This is a genomic window from Amycolatopsis mongoliensis (assembly GCF_030285665.1).
Lineage (GTDB): Bacteria > Actinomycetota > Actinomycetes > Mycobacteriales > Pseudonocardiaceae > Amycolatopsis > Amycolatopsis mongoliensis.
Genome location: NZ_CP127295.1, coordinates 1,239,377 through 1,259,622, shown reverse-complemented (window position 1 = coordinate 1,259,622; position 20,246 = coordinate 1,239,377). Strand labels below are relative to the sequence as shown.

Here is a 20,246-nt window from a genome sequence, read left to right as displayed (position 1 = left end):
GTCCGTGAATGGCACATTGAGGGACTCAGAGTCCCTCAATGTGCCATTCACGGACTTCCGGGTCCGGCGCGGAAAGTGTCGGTGGTGGTGCGTAGCGTGGGCGCCGTGAAGGAGCAGATGGGGTTCGACTTCGGCGTCGCGCAACCGGTGCGGCTCACGAAGGTGTCGCCGGCGCGGCTGGCCACCTTCGACGACTGCCCGCGCCGGTACCGGCTCGCGTACCTCGAACGGCCGACCCCGCAGCGCACGGGGCCGTGGGCGCACAGCACGCTCGGCGCGGTGGTGCACAACGCGCTGCGGGCGTTGTTCGACCTGCCGGTGCTCAAGCGGGTGCCGCAGCGGGCGGTGGCGCTGGTGGCGGAGTTCTGGAAGGACGCGGGCTTCGAGAGCGAGGAGCAGGCGGCGCGCTACCGGGCGCGGGCCAAGGGGTGGGTGGCGGACTACGTCGAGGACAACGACGTCAGCCACGACCCGGTCGGGCTCGAGCGGTGGGTGTCGGCGCCGGTCAGCCCGGAGCCGGGGGAGCGGCCGTCGATGATCATCGAGGGCCGCGCGGACCGGATCGACGCCCGTGACGGCTCCCTCGTGATCGTGGACTACAAGACGGGACGCCGGCCGCCGGACGAGTACGAGGCCCGCGCGTCGCAGGCGCTGGCGCTGTACGCGGTGGCGGCGGCGCGGACGCTGCGGATGCCGTGCACGACGGTGGAGCTGCACCACCTCCCGACCGGCACGATCGCGGCGGCCGAGCACACGCCGGAGAGCTTGCGGAGGCACCTGCAACGCGCCGACGAGACCGCCGGAGACCTCCGGCTGGCCACGGATACCCTGGAGGCGGGCGGTGACGAAGACGTGCTGTTCCCCGCTCGCCCGGACCGCCGTTGCGCCTGGTGCGACTTCAGGCCGAGCTGCAAAGAGGGGCAGGAAGCGGCCCCGCAGATGCAGCCGTGGGACCTGCTCGCGCCCTGACAGGGAGGGAAAGTGGCTTCACCGGACACCGACGAACTGGCAACGCTGCCCCTGCCCGCCGGCGCGCCGAAAGCCGAGAAAGCCGCGGCCCCGGCCGGATCAGGTGGGCCCGAGGCGCGCACGGCGGAGCGGGCCGAGCCGGTGGCTGGCCGCGGTGTGGCCGAGGGGGAGAGAGCTTCGCGGCAGACTGAGCCGCCGGCTGCCGAATCTGGCGTGGCCGAGGTGGGGACGGTTTCGCAGCAGACTGAGCCGTTGGCTGCCGGATCCGGCGTGGCCGAAGCGGGGACGGTTTCGCAGCAGCAGACCGAACCGCTGGCTGCCGAACCTGGCCTGGCCGAGGCGGACACCGCCCCCCAAGAACGTGTCGAACCCGAGCGCCTCGAGCCGGCCGAAACCTCTTCGGCCGACCCCGATCCCGACCCCAGCGCGAGCGAACCGGCCGAACCGGCGAAGCAGGGCGGCCGCTGGTGGCGCGGATTCACGGGCTCCCTCGCGGCCGGCCTCGCGGTCCTGGCGATCGGAGTCCTCGCGGTGGCGGGGATCGACCTGTACACCGGCGCACCGGGCCCGGGCGCGGCGCTCCTGATCGGCCACCCGCTGGCGGCGATCTTGGCGATTCTGGCTCAGCGCGTCGCGGACCGCCGCAACGGTGCCCCGGCCGTGGGCGCGGGCGTGGCCGTGGTGCTGTTCACCGTCTCGGCCCTGACCCTCTTCTGGCTCACCTGAGCCCGAAGCGAAGTAGTCGGTCGCGTGATGGGGAGGTCGTCACGCGTGATTGCCGGGACGACACGCCGTGGTTACTTCAGAGCCGTCAGCGTGTCGCCGCGCTCTTCCAGCAGTACCGGGCCCGCCGCGCCCAGGCGGACCACCCCGGCGTAGCCACGGCGGTCCACGCCGACCGTGCGGATCGTCGAGCCGTCGTTCTCGTTCAGCACCGCCAGGCCGCCCTTGATCGGGACCACCAGCTGCTGCGCGAAGAGGATCCCGGGGCCGGACGCGCTGCTCAGCGTCCACCGCGGCGAAAGGTCGTCGCGGGACAGCGCCAGCACCTTCGACCCGCTGAACCAGTATATGTTCTGCGTGGTCTGGGTCGTCGCCTCGACACCGCTCGCCGGGTCCTGGGCCAGATCGGCGGCCGGCACGTCCAGCGGGTACGCCGCGCGCTGCGAACCGTCGCCGTTGTAGATCACCAGCAGCTTCTGGTCCGGCAGCACCACCGCTGTCAGGTCGCCGGACATCGCGATCACGCGAGCTCGCTTGCCCGCCAGCACGCTGCTGAACGCCACCGACGGCTCGTCGTCCTTCTCCGGCGCCGCCTTGTACACCGTCAGGCGGTCGGCCGGGTCGCCCGGGCAGCGCTCGATCACGCCGACCTTGCCCGACGCCGCCGCGACCGTGCCGTACGTGCAGCCCGTGCGGGGCTGCTTGCCCGCGTTGACCAGGGCCGGGACCTGGCCGTACTCGGCGCTCTGCACCAGGTCGTCGCGCCACGTCGTCAGCAGCTTCTTGCCCGTCGCGGTCACGTGCGAGCCGTCGCCGACCAGCTGCGTGCCCAGCTCCGCGTTGCCGTTGCGCTGCGCCGTGATCCGCCCGGTGCCCGGGTCGAGCTGCGTGACCTCGCTGCAGTTCTCGGTCTTGTGGTAGACGGCGTTCAGCCGCCCCCACGTCTCGTTCATCGTGCACAACGGCAGGTCACGCGTGTAGTGCCAGCGGACCTGCCCGGTCAGCGGGTCGCGGGCGGCGACCTCGCCACCGTCCGCCGTCGCCACCGCGTCGCCCGCCACCACCGGGACCGGCGTCGCGCCGCTGCGGGCGCTCCACAGCTCGGCCAGCGAGCCGGGCACCTTGTCCGGCGCCGCGGGCAACGGCGGGGGTGGCGCCGCTTCGGTCCGGTCGGTGGCCGCGCTGTCGCTCGTCACGCCGATGACCAGCGCGACGGCGATCGCGGCGACCGCGACCAGCGCGGCGATCACCCGGTCCCGCCCGCGGTTCCAAGGCGAACGACGCGCCTTGACCCGCGGGGCGGGCGGAGTGCTTTCGACGTCCTCGAGGACGTCCTCGGAACCGTAGTCAGGGGTCTCTTCAGGCGCGTTTTCAGGCGCCTTCTCGACGTCGCTCACGTGCCCGGACCCCCGCGTTCAGGTTCAGTCTGCCGACGCAGGTGTATCAGACGTCGCGGCGGGGCGGCGACGGCGGCGCCGCCGAGCCGGGCGCTCGGCGTTGTCGCCGGCCTCCTTCTCGGTGGCCGGGCCGGTCGCTTCCGGCGCGGTGCCGCGGGTGCGGCGACGCGTCCGGGTGCGTCCCTCCGAGGCAGGAGCGTCGTCCGAAGAAGCCGCCGCGTTGTCCGCGGCCTCGATCGCTTCGGCCGCCCGCGAACCACCGCGGGTCCGCTTGCGCGGGGTGCGGTTGCGCTTGCGCGGCGCCTCTTCCGAGGAGGCGTCGTCGGCCTTGCCCCGGCCACGCGGGCCGCGGCGCTTGCCGCCCAGGTCCTCTTCCACCTCGGCGCCCAGGCCGGCGCGGGTGCGCTTGCCCAGCGGCAGCCGCCCGGTCGTGCCCTCCGGGATGCCCAGGTCGGCGTACAGGTGCGGCGACGACGAGTACGTCTCCACCGGCTCCGGCTTGTCGAGGCCCAGGGTGTCCGAAATCAGCTTCCAGCGCGGCATCTCGTCCCAGTCGACGAGGGTGACCGCGACACCGGTGCGGCCCGCGCGGCCGGTGCGGCCGATGCGGTGGACGTAGGTCTTCTCGTCGTCCGGGCACTGGTAGTTGATCACGTGCGTGACGTCGTCGATGTCGATGCCGCGGGCGGCGACGTCGGTCGCGACCAGCACGTCGACCTTGCCGGAGCGGAACGCGCGCAGGGCCTGCTCGCGGGCGCCCTGGCCCAGGTCACCGTGCACGGCGGCGGCCGCGAAGCCGCGCTCGACCAGATCGTCGGCCACCTTCTGCGCGGTGCGCTTGGTGCGGCTGAAGATCATCGTGAGGCCGCGGTCGGCCGCCTGCAGGATCCGGGCGATGACCTCGGGCTTGTCCATCGAGTGCGCCCGGTAGACGAACTGGGTGGTGCGCTCGTGGATCGCGCTCGCGTCGTTTTCCTCGGCGCGGATGTGCGTCGGCTGGTTCAGGAACGTGCGGGCCAGCGTGATGATCGGGCCCGGCATGGTGGCCGAGAAGAGCATCGTCTGGCGCTTGTCCGGCACCATCCGCAGGATGCGCTCGATGTCGGGCAGGAAGCCCAGGTCGAGCATCTCGTCGGCCTCGTCGAGCACCAGGCCGCGGACCTTGCCGAGCACCAGGTGCTTCTGCTCCGCCAGGTCGAGCAGGCGCCCCGGGGTGCCGATCACGACGTCGATGCCCTTGCGGAGCGCTTCGATCTGCGGCTCGTAGGGGCGGCCGCCGTAGATGGCCAGGGTGCGGATGCCGAGGTGCTTGCCGGCGCCCTTGAGGTCGTTGGCGACCTGGATGCACAGCTCGCGGGTCGGCACCACGACCAGCACCTGCGGGGTGCCGTCGCCGGGGACCTCCACGCGGTGCAGCAGCGGGACGCCGAAGCCCAGCGTCTTGCCCATGCCGGTGCGGGCCTGGCCGATGAGGTCGTCGCCGGCCATCGCCAGCGGCAGCGTGAGCTCCTGGATCGCGAAGGTGCGCTCGATGCCGGCCTCGCCGAGGGCCTTGACGATCTCCGGCTTGACGCCGAAGGACGCGAAGGTCGGGGCTTCGGGCTCGACCTCGACGCCCGCCTGCAGCGGGTGCGAGGTGTCGAGCGCGGCCGGGCCGGTCTCGCTGTGTTCCAGCGCGACGGCGGGGGGCTGTTCGGTTGTGGGAATTTCTGCGGTCAGGGTGATCGCCTCTCTCGTGACCAGCGCGCACAGCCCTGGGTCCGCTCGACACTCGACCGGGAGTAAACCCTGGTCCCTGGCGCTGATCTGAAGCGCGGAACCGGTCCGTCCCGGGAATGCCGGAAGAGGCGTGCACGCACATTGCAGTACGTCGGCAAGCCACGTGACCTGCCTGTTTCCCGACGCCGGTATGACGTACGGAAGCTTCGATATCAAACGCAGTGTACCTGGTCAGCAGTTTTTCGACAGTACCCGGCACGCCGGAACCCGTGTGATCGGTCTCGTCCCGACACGCCCGGGCGCTTCGGCGATACCCTGCCCCCGTGACCGAGCCGAAAGAGATCTCAGAAGGCGTAGTCGACCTTCTGGGTGTGATCGCCTACCTCGAACTGTCCGCGTTCGACCGGATGGCCGAAGACGCGCGCAGTGCCCCCACCCTGGCCGGGCGGGCCGCGCTGGCGCAGATGGCGGCCGCGGAGATCGGTCACTACGGCCTGCTCGCCCAGCACCTGGCCGCGCACGGCGTCAAGATCGAAGACGCGATGGCGCCGTTCGTGGCCCAGGTCGACGCCTGGCACGCTTCGACGCCGCCGAAGTCGTGGCTGGAGTCGCTGGTCAAGGCCTACGTCGGCGACGGGCTGGCCGCCGACCTCTACCGTGAGATCGCCAGCTGGCTCGATCCGGAGACCAAGGACCTCGTGCTCACCGTGCTCGCCGACACCGGCCACTCCGCCTTCGCCGAACGCGAGGTCGCGGCCGGCATCGAGGCCGACCCCAAGACCCGCGACAAGCTCGCCCTGTGGGGTCGCCGCCTGCTCGGGGAGGCACTGACCCAGGCCCAGTACGTCGTCGCCGAGCGCGACGGGCTGGCCGAGCTCATCGTCGGCGGTTCGGGCGACCTCTCCGGAATTGCCGCGCTGTTCCGGCGGTTGCAACAGGGGCACACGAAGCGCATGCAGGCGCTCGGCCTGGGCTGATCCCGATGGAGTACCCGGAAGTGACGACGCGGTCGGGCGCGGACATGCGCCACCGGAACGAGCCGGTTCGGTTAGCCTTGGCCGGCACATCCCTTACGAATTTTCAGCGGAGGTCCCACGTGGAGGTCAAGATCGGCATCAAGGACACGCCGCGCGAGCTGGTGGTGTCCAGTGGCCAGTCTCCCGAAGAGGTGGAGAAGCTGGTCGCCGAGGCCCTGACGGCCGGTGACGGGCTCTTCCGCATCAGCGACGAGAAGGGGCGCAAGTACATCGTCCCCTCCGACCGCATCGCGTACGTCGAGATCGCCCCGTCCGACGTCCGCAAGGTCGGCTTCGGCGTCGGCGACTGACTCTTCGAGTCCGGCAAAGCCACCCCGGGACTTTCCTGGGGTGGCTTTTGCGCGTTCCGGGGACCCGGTTTTCGATCCGGTGACCGGGTTCACCGGATCGGTCGGTTCTCCTTGGTGTGTCGCGAATGCGCCGCCTAACTTCGGCTGGCGATCCGGCGCCACGTGGCCCGGACGGACACTCCGGGAGCAACCAGGATGACCACTGTCGAGCCGATGGCCGGCGACGTGGCGGATCTCGTGCGGAACACCCTCTCCGCGCACAAGTCGATGTTCCTCGCGACGTCGGGCAGCGACGGCCCGTGGGTCGGCGGGGTGTACTTCGCGGAAACCGGGCCGTTCACGCTGAACCTGGTGCTCGAGAACCGGGGACGCACGCTGGCCGCGGTCCGCGAGAACCCGGTCGTCTCGGTGGTGGTGTCGACGGGCTCGCCGATGCAGCCGTTCCTGCAGGCCCAGGCCCTCGCCGAGATCGTCCCGGCCGGCGACGACCCGCTGGTGCGCTCGCTCCTGGTGGCGAAGGTGCCGGAGGCCGCGCCGTTCCTCGACGCGCCGGTGACGGCGGTCCGGCTGAGCGTGCGCAAGTGGCGGGCGACCGACATCCCGAACGGCTGGCTGCCCGGGCGCGAACTGCCCGGCCCGCGCCTGCCCTGAGCCGGCCGGTCCGGCCACCGCGCGGGGTGGCCGGACCGGTTCCGAAGTCCGTGAAGGCCTCCTTACCGGCTCTTATGGCCGGTAAGGAGGCCTTCACGGCGTTTCAGGCGTTGAGTTCTTCCAGTGTCGTGGGGACGTGGAACGGCGGGGTGCTCGTGCCCGTGATCCGGTACCGGCCCCACGGGTCCGGGTCCGACAGCTCCCCGGTCGCCGTGTACTCGCCGGCCTGGATCGAGACCGGCTTCTTCTTCCCGCCGGCCAGCCGCGTCAGCTCCTCGTTCACCGCGACCCGGCCGTACCAGCGGTAGAAGCCGTCGATCGGCTGGAAGTAGCCGCGCAGCTCGACCGTCGTCGTCAGCGAAACCCCGTCGACCACCAGCGTCGCCGCTCCGCTGTAGCCGTCTTCGTCGTGCTCGCTCATGACGTCTCCTTCAGCGAATCCGCCGTGTCCGCGCGGCCCAGCTGGACCACCTTGTTGGCTTCCAGGGGCAGGTTCGGGTCGATGATCACGCCGTTCTGGCGGGTCAGCCCGTCGATCGCCGCCCAGATGATCTGCGTCAGGTACTCGACGACCGCGTCGCGGCCCATCGAGCGGCGGTCCAGCCACCATTCGCCGGTGTTCTGGACCATGCCGACGATGCCGTGCGCCCACGGCTCGGCCGCGCCGGAGTCCATGTTGAACATCCGCATGTAGTCGCCCAGCAGCGCCGTCAGCGCCGTCGCGATCAGTTCCTTGTCCTCGGCCACGACGTCCGACGACACCGGCTTCTCCGGCCGCCCGTGCGCCAGCAGCCGGTACAGGTTCGGGTGCTCCTCGATCACCGTGAAGAACGCGTCGAGGGCCATCCGGATCCGCGGGACCGGCGCGAGCTCGGCGTTGATCGCCGGGATCAGCCGCTCGAAGAGGATCTCCGTGCCGCGCTGGCCGAGGGCCACGTAGAGGTCGGCCTTGTCGTCGAAGTGCCGGTACAGCACCGGTTTCGTGACGCCCGCCTCCGCGGCGACGTCCTCCATGCCGAGGTCCGGGCCGTGCGTGTCGAGCGCCCGCAGCGCGGCCTCGACGAACTCCTTGCGCCGCGCGATCCGGTGCTTGCGCCAGCGGTCGCGCCGGGCGTCGCCGGTCGCCTCCTCGTCGCGCGAGGACGACCTGGACTGCTTGCCGGAGCGCTTGACACGTTCGATCACGGGGCTCATGCTACCAGAGGTAACTGTTACCTCAAGTTACATGTTGTGGAAGGGGTGTCGGCGATGACGCGGACGCTGAAGGAACCGGATCGCGAGAAGACCGCGGAGCGCCTGCTCAAGTCGTCGGCGAACAAGTTCTACGACCCCGACGTCGACATCGACTGGACGGCGCCCCTGGTCGAGGGCAAGCGTTTCATCCTCGATGAGCGCTCCTCGCTCTACGGCACCGAACTCTGGGACAGGCTGACCCCCGAGCAGCGCATCGAGCTGGGCAAGCACGAGGTAGCGAGCGTCGCGACTACCGGACTGTGGTTCGAAATCCTCCTGATGCAGATGCTGCTCAAGGAGGTCTACGAGCAGGACCCGACGTCCGCGCACGCGCAGTTCGCCCTCACCGAGATCGCCGACGAGTGCCGGCACTCGACGATGTTCGCGCGGATGGCGTCGCGGATCGGCTGCCCCGCCTACGGCCCGGTGCCGTGGCTGCGGAAGCTGGCGAAGCTGATGCCGACGATCTCCTACGGCCCGGCGCGCTACGGCGCGATCCTGGTCGCCGAGGAGGTCCTGGACCGGCTGCAGCGCGAGCAGATGAACGACGAAGGCGTCCAGCCGCTGGTCCGGATGGTCAACCGGATCCACGTGCTGGAGGAGGCGCGGCACGTCACCTTCGCCCGCGAAGAGGTCACGCGCGGCATGGCGAAGCTGTCGAAGGCCGAGATCGGCTACCAGCAGTTCGTCATCGCGCTCATCTCGTACTTCGTGACGCGGGCGTTCATCAACCCGAACGTCTACAAGGCGGTCGGCATCCGGCCGCGCGACGGCGTCGAGGCGGCGCTGAACAACCCGCACTGGCAGGGGACGATCGCGTGGGCGGGGGAGAAGATCATGCCGTTCCTCGAGGAGTCCGGCCTGGTCGGGCTGCCCGGGAAGTACTTCTGGCGCAAGTCGTTCCTGCTCCCGGCGGGCCGATGACGACCGCGTCGCGGCTGCGCGACCCCTCGATCGAGCACCGGTTCGTCACGAGCGACGGCGCCGCGCTGCACGTCGCGCAGTCCGGTCCCGCCGATTCGGCGGTGACGCTGGTGCTCGTCCACGGCTGGACGCAGGACCACCGGACGTGGGACTTCGTGCTGCCGCACCTGGACCCGGGCGTGCGCGTCCTGCGCTACGACCTGCGCGGCCACGGCGGCTCGGCGCCCGCCCGCCCGGGCTCGGCGACGATCGCGCGGCTGGCCGACGACCTGGCCGAGGTGATCGCCGACCGCGTCCCCGAGGGGCCGCTGGTGCTGGCCGGGCACTCGATGGGCGGCATGACGCTGATGGTGCTCGCCGAACGGCACCCGTCGCTGGTGGCCGGCCGGCTCGCGGGTGCGGCGTTCGTCGCGACGTCGTCGGGGGACATGGACCGGCTGACGCTCGGGTTCCCGGGCCTGGCCGGGCGGAGCGTGACGCGCTTCGAGCCGCGGCTGGCGAAGCTGCTGGCCGGCCTGCGGAGCGAGACCTTGCGGCTGCGACCGGGAATGGTCCGGTCCGGGGCGCGCCGGCTGGTGTTCGGCGACCGGCCGGGGCGGGCGCAGGTGGACAGCGTCGTCGAGCAGCTGCTGAGCGCGCACCCGGCGAGCGCGGGGCTGTTCCTGGACGCGATCGCGGCCCACCGCGGCGTCGGCGGGCTGGGTGCGCTGGGCGACGTGCCGTCGGTGGTGCTGGCGGGGGAGAAGGACCGGCTCTGCCCGCTGGCGCACGCGAAGGTGATCGCGGACGAGCTGCCGCACGCGGAGTTCGTCCGCTACCCGGGTGCGGGGCACATGCTCCCGCAGGAGCGCCCGTTCGAGGTCGCCCGCCGCATCAGCACCCTGGTCCGCACGGCCGCCACTCGTTGACGCTCGGTAAACAATGCATCTTTCCTAGGGAAAGCTCCGCTTTGCGACGCAAAGCAGCGAGCTTTCCCTAGGAAAGATGCGTCCTCAGGCGTCCTTGAGGGGGAAGCCGCCGCCGATGCCGCGCCAGGCCAGGTTCGCCGTCAGTGCGACTGCCTCTTCGCGGCTCATCGACTGGTGGTGCTGCAGCCAGAACCGGGCGCTGACCTGGCTCATCCCGACCAGGCCGACCGCCAGCAGCCGCGCCTTGTCCTCGTCGAGGCCCGCGTCCGCCGTGATCGTCTCCGTGATCGCGTCCACGCTCGCCGACGTCGCGCGGTCGACCGCTTCCTGGACCGCCGGCTCGCCACGCAGGTCTGACTCGAACACCATGCGGAACGCGCCCGCGTCGTTGCTGACGAAGTCGAAGAACGCGCCGACCGTCGCCGGGACGCGCTGGCGGTTCTCGGTGGTGGAGTCCAGCGCCGTCTGCACGCGCTTGACCAGCTCGTCGACGTGGCTTTCGAGCAGCGCGATGTACAGGTCGAGCTTGCCGGGGAAGTGCTGGTAGAGCACCGGCTTGCTGACACCGGCCACTTCGGCGATCTCGTCCATCGCGGCGGCGTGGTAGCCGTTCTCGGCGAAGACCCGCTGCGCCGCGGCGAGGAGCTGGGCCCGGCGCTCCGTCCGGGGCAGGCGCACCCCTCGTTGCTGCAACCGCGTCATCTCCGTCATGCGCTTCCTCCCGTCTTCGGCTCTTCGACGGGCGGGGTCGCCACCGCGTGAAGTCGTCCTGAAGATTACTCGCCGGTATGTATGCCTTGCCAAGTGTCGGGCATCCTGGACCCGTGAACACCCCCGTGGCCTCGCGGGCGCCGCTGACGCACGTGCCCCTTTCGACGAGGGAGCTGCCCTCCCTCGAGCCGATCCTCCCGCCGTGGCCGGCGACGTTCGAGGAGGCCGGCACCGCGCGCCTGCACGTCCGCCGCACGCCGGGCCCCGACGGCGTGCCCGCGGTCTACCTGCACGGCCTCGGCGGCTCGTCGACGAACTGGACCGACCTGGCCGCGCTGCTCGCGCCGGTCGCCGGCGGCACCGCCCCCGACCTGCCCGGCTTCGGCTACTCCGAGCCCGAAAAGGGCTTCGACTTCAGCCTCCAGGCCCACGCCGCCGTCGTCGCGCGGCACATCGAGGACGCCGGCGCGCCGGTGCACCTGCTCGGCAACTCGATGGGCGGCGCCATCGCGCTGCTGATCGCCGAACGGCGCCCGGAGCTGGTGAAGACCCTGACGCTCATCTCGCCCGCGATGCCGGACCGCCGGCCCGACCCGCGGCGGCTGTCGGACCCGCGGATGGCGCTGGCGTACCTGCCGCTGGTCGGCGCGCGGGTACGGGGCCGGCTGGCCGCCCTCGGCCCGCGCGAACGCGCCGCGCAGGTGATCAAGCTGTGCTTCGCCGACCCGTCGCGGTTCCCGGAGAGCCGGCTGGACGAGCTGGCCGAGGAACACGGCGCCCGTGCCGCGCTCGCCTGGGCCACGCCGGCCATGGCGCGCAGCACGTTCGCGATCTTCCGCGCGTGGTCGACGCTCGGGAAGGCGTCCCTGTGGTCGGCGGCGCCGCGGGTGCGGGCGCCGACGCTGGTCGTCTGGGGTCGCGACGACCGGGTCATCTCCGTGAGACGCGCCATGCGGACGGCCCGGGTGATCCCGACGGCCCGGCTGCTCGTCCTGCCGCGGACGGGCCACGTGGCGCAGATGGAACGGCCGATCGTCGTGGCGAAGGCCGTGCTGGGCATGTGGGAGCACGTCGAAGCCGGGACCTGGTAGTCCGATCGGGTGACCACCAATCCACGGGTGGTCCGCCAGTCGCCGATAACGGTTCGGTGGCGCTGTGGCACCCTGGTGCGGTGGACCGGGTGAAGCACGACGCGCGAGGCGAAGATCGCCGGGCTCCCCACCGCGCGTCGCCCCGCCGCACGCCGCACGGAACCCCGGAGCCCGAAGCCGCCCCGCGGACCGGCCAGTACCGGCCGGCCCGGCAGCCCGCGCAGCGCGTCGGCGAGGACCGCTACCGCCCGGGCGGGCGGCGGACCAGCGCCGAGCCGCTGAGCGCCTCCTGGAAGCCGCACGTCGAGACCCCGCGTGAGAAGTCCGAGCCCCCGAAGGCCGGCCTCGCGAAGCTCACCGGGACCTACGGCTGGCGCGTCTACGCCCTGCCGATCCTCGTCGTGCTGACCGTGCTCGTCGTCGTCAACACCGCGAACAGCCCGGCCGAACCGATCGCCGAACAGAACGCCGCCCCCGGTGTCGAGTCGGCGGGCGGGGACGCGGCGGGCGGAGCGATCGACGGCAACGGCGAGCAGGCCATCCCGGAGAACCCGGCCACGCCCGTCGACCTCAAGGTGCCGACCGCGGACCTGCCCGAGGGCAGCCCGTTCACCCAGGCCGGCGCGGGGAAGTGGCACGTCGTGCCGGGCAGCGGCCCGAAGGTCGGCACCGGCAAGCTGTACACCTACACGATCGAGGTCGAGGACGGCATCGACCCGGCGAGCTACGCCGGCGACGACGCCTTCGCGGCCGCCGTCGAGGGCACCCTGTCCGACCCCAAGAAGGGCTGGACGTGGGACGGCAAGATCGCGCTGCAGCGCGTCGACGCCACCTTCCCCAACCCGTCGTTCAAGGTGAGCCTCACCACCCCGGAGACCACCCACCGGGCCGACGCCTGCGGCTTCCAGATCAAGTTCGAGGCGTCCTGCTACCGCAAGAGCCTGGGCCGGGTGCTGATCAACCTGGCCCGCTGGGTCCGCGGCGCGAAGGCGTTCAACGCCGACATGACCGGCTACCGGCAGTACGCCATCAACCACGAGGTCGGGCACGCACTGGGCAACCAACACGTCGGCTGCGGCGGCAACGGCGATCCGGCGCCGGTGATGATGCAGCAGTCCTTCGGCGTGGACGACAACTACGTGTCGATGCTCAACGACATCCCCGGTGGCGACAAGGGCAAGGTGGCCAAGGACGGCCGCACCTGCGTGCCCAACGCCTGGCCGAACCCCACGCCGAAGACCCAGTGACACCCGGGGCTTCGCCACCGGGCCTCGAAAAGCGGCGAGTGTTCCCACCATCTGGACGCGGGAAGGTCTATTTGCCTGCGCGCGTTGTGCATAGTGGGATGGACGCGATCCGCGTGAGATGGAGGACCTGATGTCAGCACTGCCGCCGCTCGTCGAGCCGGCTGCCGAGCTCACCAAGGAAGAGGTGGCCCGGTACAGCCGTCACCTGATCATCCCGGACGTCGGGGTGACCGGGCAGAAGCGGCTGAAGAACGCGAAGGTCCTGGTCATCGGCGCCGGCGGCCTCGGCAGCCCCGCGCTGCTGTACCTGGCCGCGGCCGGGGTCGGCACGCTCGGCATCGTCGACTTCGACGTCGTGGACGAGTCGAACCTGCAGCGCCAGGTCATCCACGGCCAGTCCGACGTGGGCAAGCTCAAGGCCGCGTCCGCGCAGGAGTCGATCGCCGAGATCAACCCGCTGGTCAAGGTGCACCTGCACACCGACCGGCTGGACTCGTCGAACGCGCTCGAGATCTTCGAGCAGTACGACCTGATCGTCGACGGCACCGACAACTTCGCCACGCGCTACCTGGTGAACGACGCCGCGGTGCTGCTGGGCAAGCCGTACGTCTGGGGCTCGATCTTCCGGTTCGAGGGCCAGGTCAGCGTCTTCTGGGAGGACGCGCCGAACGGCAAGGGCCTCAACTACCGCGACCTCTACCCCGAGCCGCCGCCCCCGGGCATGGTTCCCTCCTGCGCCGAGGGTGGCGTGCTGGGCGTGCTCTGCGCGTCCATCGGCTCGATCATGGTGACCGAGGCGATCAAGCTCATCACCGGTATCGGCGAGACGCTGCTGGGCCGCCTGATCAGCTACGACGCGCTGGAGATGAAGTACCGCGAGGTCAAGATCCGCAAGGATCCGGAGACCCCGAAGATCACCGAGCTGATCGACTACGAGGCGTTCTGCGGTGTCGTGTCGGACGAGGCCGCTTCGGCCGCGTCGGGTAGCACGATCACCCCGGCCGAGCTCAAGGCCAAGTTCGACAGCGGCGAGAACTTCGTCCTGATCGACGTCCGCGAGCAGCACGAGTACGAGATCGTCAACATCAAGGGCGCGACGCTGATCCCGAAGGACCGGATCCTCTCGGGCGAGGCGCTGGCGGAGCTGCCGCAGGACAAGCCGATCGTCCTGCACTGCAAGTCGGGCGCGCGGTCGGCCGAGGCCCTCGCCGCGCTGCACGCGGCCGGTTTCAAGGACGCGACGCACCTCGGCGGCGGCGTGCTGGCCTGGGCCAAGCAGATCGACCCGAGCCTGCCGACCTACTGACAGTCGTGCTCCCGGAGGGGCACCTTCCTGGCTTTCCCGGCCACGAGGGTGCCCCTCCGGGCGTTTCGTCCGAGTCGGCTCGCGGTGCTAAAACACTGCGTGACCAGCGCGTCTTCTCGATCGTGGACCACCCGGCCGGGTACCGTCACCAGCTGTGCGGACAACCCTCGAACGTCCCCCGGCGCACGTCTGCGCGGCCTTCGGCGGTCTTGCCGACGACAGCGAACCCATGCCGGACTCGACGGCGTGGCGCTGCGGCGACCTCGTCTTCAAACCGGTCACCGACAAGGCCAGGACGCTGTGGACCGCCCGTGCGCTCGACTACGCCGACGAGCCGGGCCTGCGCGTGGCGAAGCCGGTCCGCTCGACCGACGGCCGCTGGATCGTCGGCGGCTGGACGGCCTCCCGGTTCCTCTCCGGCACGCCCGAGCACCGCGGTGACGCCTCGGTCCTGGCGGCGGTGAAGCTGCACCGCGCGACGATCGGCCTGCCCCGGCCGGACTTCATCAACGGGCGCACGGACGTCGACGCGGTCGCCGACCGCGTCGCCTGGGAAGAGCTCGAGGTCCCGCTGGAGGAGACGAAGGGCGGCCGCTGGTTCGAGGTCCTCGCCGGCGCGCGCCGCCCGATCCGCCTGCCGCTGCAGGTGGCCCACGGCGAGCTGCTGGCCGGGCTGCTGTTCGACGGCGACGCGGCCCCGGGCGTCGTCGACTTCGTCCCGTACTACCGGCCGGGCGAGTACGGCGCGGCGATCGTCGCGGTGGACGCCCTGGCCTGGGGCGGCGCGACGCGCGAGCTGCTGGAGCGGTGGGCGCACCTGCCCGAATGGCCGCAGCTGCTGCTGCGCGCGGTGCTGTTCCGGCTGGCGTCGAACGCGCTCAACCCCCGGTCGACGCAGGCGTCGCTGGACGGCCTGCGAGCCGCGGCACGCGAGGTCAGCGGCGTATTGTGACGATCCCGGCCGGCTGGACGCCGGCCTGTGACCGAGGTCGCAAGATCCGCTGCCACAGCGGAAGAACTCCCGCTGACCTCCCGACTCCCGCCCCGTGGACGCGGATCTCACCGGCTGGGCGGCGGAAACACCGCCGCAATGTCAACTGCCTGAAACATTCGGTCGAATCCGGTTAACACGGCCTCCTTAGCGTCAGGGCAATCCCCGAACCGCCGAGGAGGTGCCCGTGCCGCAGGTCGACACCCACTGCCCGTACTGCGCGTTGCAGTGCGGGATGCGCCTCGACGGCGTCCGCGTGACTCCGCGGGACTTCCCGGTGAACGCCGGCGGCCTGTGCCAGAAGGGCTGGACCGCCGGCAGTCTGCTCACGTCGCCGAAGCGGCTGACCACCCCGATGATCCGGGTGGACGGCGCGCTCGAGCCCGTCAGCTGGGACTTCGCCCTCGGCTTCGTCGCGCGCAAGCTCGACGACCTCCGGCAGGAACACGGCCCCGACGCCGTCGCGGTCTTCGGCGGCGGCGGGCTGACCAACGAGAAGGCGTACCTGCTCGGCAAGTTCGCCCGGGTCGCGCTCGGCACGTCGCAGATCGACTACAACGGCCGCTTCTGCATGTCCTCGGCCGCCGCCGCCGGGAGCAAGGCCTTCGGTGCGGACCGGGGCATGCCCTTTCCCGTCACGGACCTCAAGAACGCCGACGTGGTGCTGCTCGCCGGGGCGAACCCGGCCGAGACCATGCCGCCGTTCACCCAGCACGTGCGCGGCGCCGACCTGATCGTCGTCGACCCGCGGCGCACCCCGACCGCGGAGCTGGCGAGCCTCCACCTCGCCCCCGCGCCGGGCACGGATCTCGCGCTGGCGCTGGGCATCCTGCACGCCGTCGTCGAAGGCGGCCACCTCGAAAAGTCCTATGTGGACGACCGGACCACCGGTTTCGAAGCCATGTGGCGGATCGCCGCGTCGTGGTGGCCGGAACGCGCCGAGCGCGTCACCGGCGTCTCGGCCGCCGACATGCGCCTCGCCGCCGCGAAACTCGCCGGCGCCCGCAACGCCTACATCCTCACCGCCCGCGGCACCGAGCAGCACGCCACCGGGACCGCGACCGTCGGTGCCTGGATCAACCTCGCCCTCTCCCTCGGCCTGCCCGGCCGCGCGGGCTCCGGCTACGGCTGCCTCACCGGCCAGGGCAACGGCCAGGGTGGCCGCGAGCACGGCCAGAAGGCCGACCAGCTGCCCGGCTACCGCAAGCTCGACGACCCGGCCGCGCGCGAGTACGTCGCCGGCGTCTGGGGCGTGGAGCCGGACAGCCTGCCCGGTCCCGGCCGTTCCGCCAGCGAGCTGCTCGAAGCCCTCGGGCAGGACGGCGGCCCGAAGGCGCTGATGGTGTTCGGCAGCAACGTGGTCGTCTCGGCGCCGCGCTCACAGCGCGTCCAGGATCGGTTGTCCGCGTTGGACTTCCTGGTCGTCGCCGACTTCGTGCTTTCGGAGACCGCCGCGCTGGCCGACGTCGTCCTCCCGGTCACGCAGTGGGCCGAAGAGGACGGCACGCTCACCAACCTCGAGGGCCGGGTCCTGCTGCGGCGCAAGGCCATCGACCCGCCGGTCGGCGTCCGGTCCGATCTGGACGTCCTCAACGGACTCGCCGAGCGGCTCGGGCAGCCTTCCGGGCGGTTTCCGGCCGACGCCGAGACGGTGTTCGAGGAGCTGCGGGTCGCGTCCAAGGGCGGGATCGCCGACTACTCCGGCGTCAGCTACGAACGGCTGCGCGCCGGGGAAGCCCTGCACTGGCCGGTCCCGGCGGACGACCACCCCGGCACCCCGCGGATGTTCCTCGACGCCTTCGCCCACCCGGACGGCCGCGCGCGGTTCGTGCCGGTCGAGCACACCGGCCCCGCGGAACTGCCGGACGACGAGTTCCCCTTGCAGGCCACCACCGGACGCGTGCTGCAGCACTACCAGTCGGGCGCGCAGACCCGGCTGATCGGCGAGCTGAACGACGTCGTCCCGGAGGCGTTCGTCGAGGTCCACCCCGACACCGCCAAGCGCGCCGGGCTCGAAGAGGGCGACCCCGCGGTGGTCCGGTCCCGCCGCGGCGAGACCGTCGCGAAGGTGCGGTTCGTCCAGAGCCTCCGGCCCGACCTCGTGTTCCTGCCGTTCCACTTCCCCGGTGAGCAGCGCGCGAACCTGTTCACCAACCCGGCGCTCGACCCGGTCAGCCGGATGCCGGAGTTCAAGGTGTGTGCCGTTTCCCTGTCTACTGTGGATGGTGCCGCATGAGCCCCCGTGAAGTCGTCATCGTCGGGTACGGCATGGCCGGCGCCCGCCTGGCCGACGAGATCCGCCGCCGCGACCCGATCGCCGAGCGGGTCCGCCTGACCGTGCTCGGCGCCGAGAAGCACGCCGCCTACAACCGGGTGCTGCTGTCGGCGGTCGTCGCCGGCGGGATGAGTGCCGAGAGCGTCCGCCTGCACGACGACGAATGGGCGGCGCGGCACAACATCGACCTGCGGCTCGGCGTCGACGTCGCCCGGATCGACCGCGAGAAGCGCTGCGTCGAGCTCGGCGACGGAGCATGCGTGGACTACGACGCGCTGGTGCTGGCCACCGGCGCCAACCCGTGGATCCCGCCGGTCGAAGGCCTCGAAGCCGGACCGGGCGTGGTCGCCTTCCGCAGCCTCGACGACTGCGCCAAGATCCTCGACGCCGCCCGCTTCGGCGCACCGGTCGCGGTGCTCGGCGGTGGCCTGCTCGGCCTCGAAGCCGCCCGCGGCCTGGCCGGGCGCGGCAACCAGGTGACGGTCGTGCACCCGCTCGGGCACGTCATGGAGCGCCAGCTCGACCCGGCCGCCGGGCACGTGCTGGCCCGGCAGCTCACCGACATGGGCGTCACCTTCCGGTTCGGCGCCACCGCCGCCCGCTACCTGCCCGGCGACGGCCTCAAGCTCGACGACGGCACGCTCGTGCCGGCCGACCTCGTCGTGGTCGCCGCCGGCGTCCGCGCCGAGACGCGCCTGGCCGTCGAGGCCGGCCTCGACGTCGACGGCGCCATCGTCGTGGACGACGTGCTGCGCACCAGCGACGGCCGCATCCACGCCCTCGGCGACTGCGCCCGCCACCCCGGCGCCCCCGCCGGGCTCATCCAGCCGGCGTGGGAGCAGGCCTCGGTCCTCGCGGACGTCCTGACCGGCACGAACGCGGCCGCCCGTTACCGCGGAACGACGGCCGTGACCCGGCTCAAGGCCCGCGGCATCGACCTCGCCGCGCTGGGGGAGACGCAGCTCGAAGCGTCCGACGGCGACGCCGAGGTGCTGACCTTCAACGACCCCACCGGCGGCCGGTACGGCAAGCTCGTCGTCCGCGAAAACCGCGTCACCGGGGCGATCCTGCTCGGCCTGCCGGACGCGGCCGCGACCATCACGCAGTTCCACGACCGCGGCACGCTGCTGCCCGACGACCGGCTCGCCGTGCTGCTGGGCCGCGCGCTCCCCGCCGGCAGCACCCCGGCGGCCAGCCCGGCCGACCTGCCCGCGGCGGCGGTGATCTGCCGCTGCAACAACGTCACCAAGGGCCGGCTGATCGAGGCCTGGAAAGCCGGGGCCACCGACACCCCCGCACTGGCGCGGGCCACGCGAGCCACGACGGGCTGCGGCGGGTGCACCGACACCGTCGGCGGCATCGCCAACTGGCTCGCGGCGCAATGACGAACCCGACCCGCACGAAGGAGAACGCCGTGGCGCACCAAGGAAAGCACTGGATCGAGCACTGGGAGCCGGAGAACGAGGAGTTCTGGGAGGCGACCGGCAAGAAGGTCGCCCGCCGCAACCTGTGGTTCTCGGTCTTCGCCGAGCACATCGGCTTCTCCATCTGGACCCTGTGGTCGGTCATCGTCCTGTTCATGGGCAAGGACTACGGGTTCTCCGCCGCCGACAAGTTCCTGCTCGTCTCGACGCCGACGCTGATCGGCGGCCTGATGCGGCTGCCCTACACCTTCGCCGTGGCGAAGTTCGGCGGGCGCAACTGGACGGTCGTCAGCGCCGCGCTGCTGCTGATCCCGACGGTGCTGGCCGCGGTGGTGCTGCACCCGGGCACGTCACTCGGCACGTTCCTGCTGGTCGCGGCCCTCGGCGGCGTCGGCGGCGGCAACTTCGCGTCGTCGATGACGAACATCAACACCTTCTACCCGGAGAAGCACAAGGGCTGGGCGCTCGGCCTCAACGCCGGGGGCGGCAACCTCGGCGTCGCGGCGATCCAGCTGGTCGGGCTCCTGGTGATCGGCACCGCGGGCGCGACGGCGCCGCGGATCGTGCTCTACGTCTACATCCCGCTGATCGTCGTCGCCGCGGTGTGCGCGTACTTCTGCATGGACAACCTCGCCTCCGTGAAGGGCGACACCAAGGCCATGCGCGAGGTCGTCAAGGACCCGCACACGTGGGTGATGTCGTTCCTCTACGTCGGCACGTTCGGCTCGTTCATCGGCTACAGCTTCGCCTTCGGCCTGGTGCTGCAGAACCAGTTCGGCCGCACCCCGCTGCAGGCGGCCGCGGTGACGTTCCTCGGCCCGCTGCTCGGCTCGCTCTCGCGGCCGGCGGGCGGCTGGCTGGCCGACCGGATCGGCGGCGGCAAGATCACCTTCTTCACGTTCACCGGGATGGCGCTGGCCACGGTCGTGCTGATCCTCGCGTCGACGTCGAAGTCCCTGGCGCTGTTCACGATCGCGTTCATCGTGCTGTTCGTGCTCACCGGCATCGGCAACGGCTCGACGTACAAGATGATCCCGGCGATCTTCCGGGCCAAGGCGAAGGTCGCGATCGCGAACGGCGCCGAGGAAGCGGCCGAACTGCTCAAGGCCCGCCGGTTCTCGGGCGCGCTGATCGGCCTGGCCGGGGCGATCGGCGCCGAGGGCGGCCTGTTCATCAACCTCGCGTTCCGGCAGTCGTTCGCCGACGCGAAGAGCGGGGTGCCCGCCTTCATCGGGTTCCTGGTCTTCTACGGGCTGTGCTTCGCCGTCACCTGGGCGGTCTACCTGCGCAAGCCCGCCGAACAGCCCACGAGTGAGCGCGGTCTGGCGCTCGCGGGAGCGGAGGTCTGAG

General features: G+C 71.5%; 19 protein-coding genes. 14 read left to right on the top strand and 5 right to left on the bottom strand.

Annotated features, from left to right (window positions below; all coding sequences use genetic code 11):
* Positions 1-117 precede the first annotated feature (117 nt).
* Both QRX60_RS05785 and QRX60_RS05780 read left to right on the top strand, forming a co-directional pair.
* Positions 118-969 (top strand): RecB family exonuclease, encoded by an 852-nt coding sequence (locus QRX60_RS05785; RefSeq protein WP_286003512.1) that lies wholly within the window; start codon positions 118-120, stop codon positions 967-969.
* A gap of 12 nt (positions 970-981) precedes the next feature.
* Positions 982-1,695, top strand: coding sequence for a hypothetical protein (locus QRX60_RS05780; RefSeq protein ID WP_285999760.1), 714 nt, complete (start codon positions 982-984; stop codon positions 1,693-1,695).
* A 71-nt stretch (positions 1,696-1,766) separates the two neighbouring features.
* Here the strand turns inward: QRX60_RS05780 and QRX60_RS05775 are convergent, their stop codons facing one another.
* Together QRX60_RS05775 and QRX60_RS05770 are read right to left on the bottom strand one after the other, a co-directional pair.
* A complete protein-coding gene (locus QRX60_RS05775) occupies positions 1,767-3,089 on the bottom strand; it encodes an Rv3212 family protein (protein WP_285999759.1) in 1,323 nt (440 codons plus the stop codon).
* 24 nt (positions 3,090-3,113) lie between these two features.
* On the bottom strand, positions 3,114-4,715 hold the full coding sequence (locus QRX60_RS05770; RefSeq protein WP_286003511.1) for a DEAD/DEAH box helicase: 1,602 nt from the start codon (positions 4,713-4,715) through the stop codon (positions 3,114-3,116).
* A gap of 416 nt (positions 4,716-5,131) precedes the next feature.
* Between QRX60_RS05770 and QRX60_RS05765 the strand changes: the two genes are divergently transcribed.
* The 3 genes from QRX60_RS05765 to QRX60_RS05755 all read left to right on the top strand — a co-directional run bounded on the left by QRX60_RS05765 (position 5,132) and on the right by QRX60_RS05755 (position 6,786).
* A complete protein-coding gene (locus QRX60_RS05765) occupies positions 5,132-5,785 on the top strand; it encodes a ferritin-like fold-containing protein (RefSeq protein WP_285999758.1) in 654 nt (217 codons plus the stop codon).
* A gap of 119 nt (positions 5,786-5,904) precedes the next feature.
* Positions 5,905-6,135, top strand: a complete 231-nt coding sequence (locus QRX60_RS05760; protein WP_125307071.1) for a DUF3107 domain-containing protein — start codon at positions 5,905-5,907, stop codon at positions 6,133-6,135.
* A gap of 195 nt (positions 6,136-6,330) precedes the next feature.
* On the top strand, positions 6,331-6,786 hold the full coding sequence (locus QRX60_RS05755; RefSeq protein WP_285999757.1) for a pyridoxamine 5'-phosphate oxidase family protein: 456 nt from the start codon (positions 6,331-6,333) through the stop codon (positions 6,784-6,786).
* 103 nt (positions 6,787-6,889) lie between these two features.
* Here the strand turns inward: QRX60_RS05755 and QRX60_RS05750 are convergent, their stop codons facing one another.
* Both QRX60_RS05750 and QRX60_RS05745 read right to left on the bottom strand, forming a co-directional pair.
* Positions 6,890-7,207, bottom strand: a complete 318-nt coding sequence (locus tag QRX60_RS05750) for a DUF4873 domain-containing protein (RefSeq protein ID WP_285999756.1) — start codon at positions 7,205-7,207, stop codon at positions 6,890-6,892.
* Positions 7,204-7,980, bottom strand: a complete 777-nt coding sequence (locus QRX60_RS05745) for a TetR/AcrR family transcriptional regulator (RefSeq protein ID WP_285999755.1) — start codon at positions 7,978-7,980, stop codon at positions 7,204-7,206. The genes QRX60_RS05750 and QRX60_RS05745 overlap by 4 nt, the downstream gene beginning before the upstream one ends.
* Before the next feature lie 54 nt (positions 7,981-8,034).
* On the opposite strand from QRX60_RS05745, the gene QRX60_RS05740 reads away from it, so the two are divergent.
* Positions 8,035-8,943, top strand: coding sequence for an AurF N-oxygenase family protein (locus tag QRX60_RS05740; protein WP_285999754.1), 909 nt, complete (start codon positions 8,035-8,037; stop codon positions 8,941-8,943).
* Positions 8,940-9,851: an alpha/beta fold hydrolase gene (locus QRX60_RS05735; protein WP_285999753.1), complete on the top strand. Its 912-nt coding sequence runs from the start codon at positions 8,940-8,942 to the stop codon at positions 9,849-9,851. Before QRX60_RS05740 ends, QRX60_RS05735 begins: the two co-directional genes overlap by 4 nt.
* Before the next feature lie 84 nt (positions 9,852-9,935).
* On the opposite strand, the gene QRX60_RS05730 is transcribed toward QRX60_RS05735, so the two are convergent.
* Positions 9,936-10,562 carry a TetR/AcrR family transcriptional regulator gene (locus tag QRX60_RS05730; RefSeq protein ID WP_285999752.1) on the bottom strand — a complete coding sequence of 209 codons (627 nt, stop codon included), beginning with the start codon at positions 10,560-10,562 and terminating at the stop codon, positions 9,936-9,938.
* Between the two features lie 77 nt (positions 10,563-10,639).
* Between QRX60_RS05730 and QRX60_RS05725 the strand changes: the two genes are divergently transcribed.
* From QRX60_RS05725 to QRX60_RS05695, 7 genes are all read left to right on the top strand, one after another.
* Positions 10,640-11,653 (top strand): alpha/beta fold hydrolase, encoded by a 1,014-nt coding sequence (locus tag QRX60_RS05725; protein WP_408630208.1) that lies wholly within the window; start codon positions 10,640-10,642, stop codon positions 11,651-11,653.
* An 80-nt stretch (positions 11,654-11,733) separates the two neighbouring features.
* Positions 11,734-12,900, top strand: coding sequence for a DUF3152 domain-containing protein (locus QRX60_RS05720; protein ID WP_285999750.1), 1,167 nt, complete (start codon positions 11,734-11,736; stop codon positions 12,898-12,900).
* A gap of 130 nt (positions 12,901-13,030) precedes the next feature.
* A complete protein-coding gene (gene moeZ, locus QRX60_RS05715; RefSeq protein WP_285999749.1) occupies positions 13,031-14,206 on the top strand; it encodes an adenylyltransferase/sulfurtransferase MoeZ in 1,176 nt (391 codons plus the stop codon).
* A 154-nt stretch (positions 14,207-14,360) separates the two neighbouring features.
* Positions 14,361-15,158 carry a TIGR02569 family protein gene (locus QRX60_RS05710; protein ID WP_285999748.1) on the top strand — a complete coding sequence of 266 codons (798 nt, stop codon included), beginning with the start codon at positions 14,361-14,363 and terminating at the stop codon, positions 15,156-15,158.
* 226 nt (positions 15,159-15,384) lie between these two features.
* Positions 15,385-17,433, top strand: a complete 2,049-nt coding sequence (locus tag QRX60_RS05705) for a molybdopterin oxidoreductase family protein (protein ID WP_285999747.1) — start codon at positions 15,385-15,387, stop codon at positions 17,431-17,433.
* On the top strand, positions 17,430-18,857 hold the full coding sequence (locus QRX60_RS05700) for an FAD-dependent oxidoreductase (RefSeq protein ID WP_285999746.1): 1,428 nt from the start codon (positions 17,430-17,432) through the stop codon (positions 18,855-18,857). Before QRX60_RS05705 ends, QRX60_RS05700 begins: the two co-directional genes overlap by 4 nt.
* Entirely contained in the window at positions 18,854-20,245 is a 1,392-nt protein-coding gene (locus QRX60_RS05695; RefSeq protein ID WP_285999745.1) for a nitrate/nitrite transporter, read from the top strand. The genes QRX60_RS05700 and QRX60_RS05695 overlap by 4 nt, the downstream gene beginning before the upstream one ends.
* The last annotated feature ends 1 nt before the right edge of the window (position 20,246 follow it).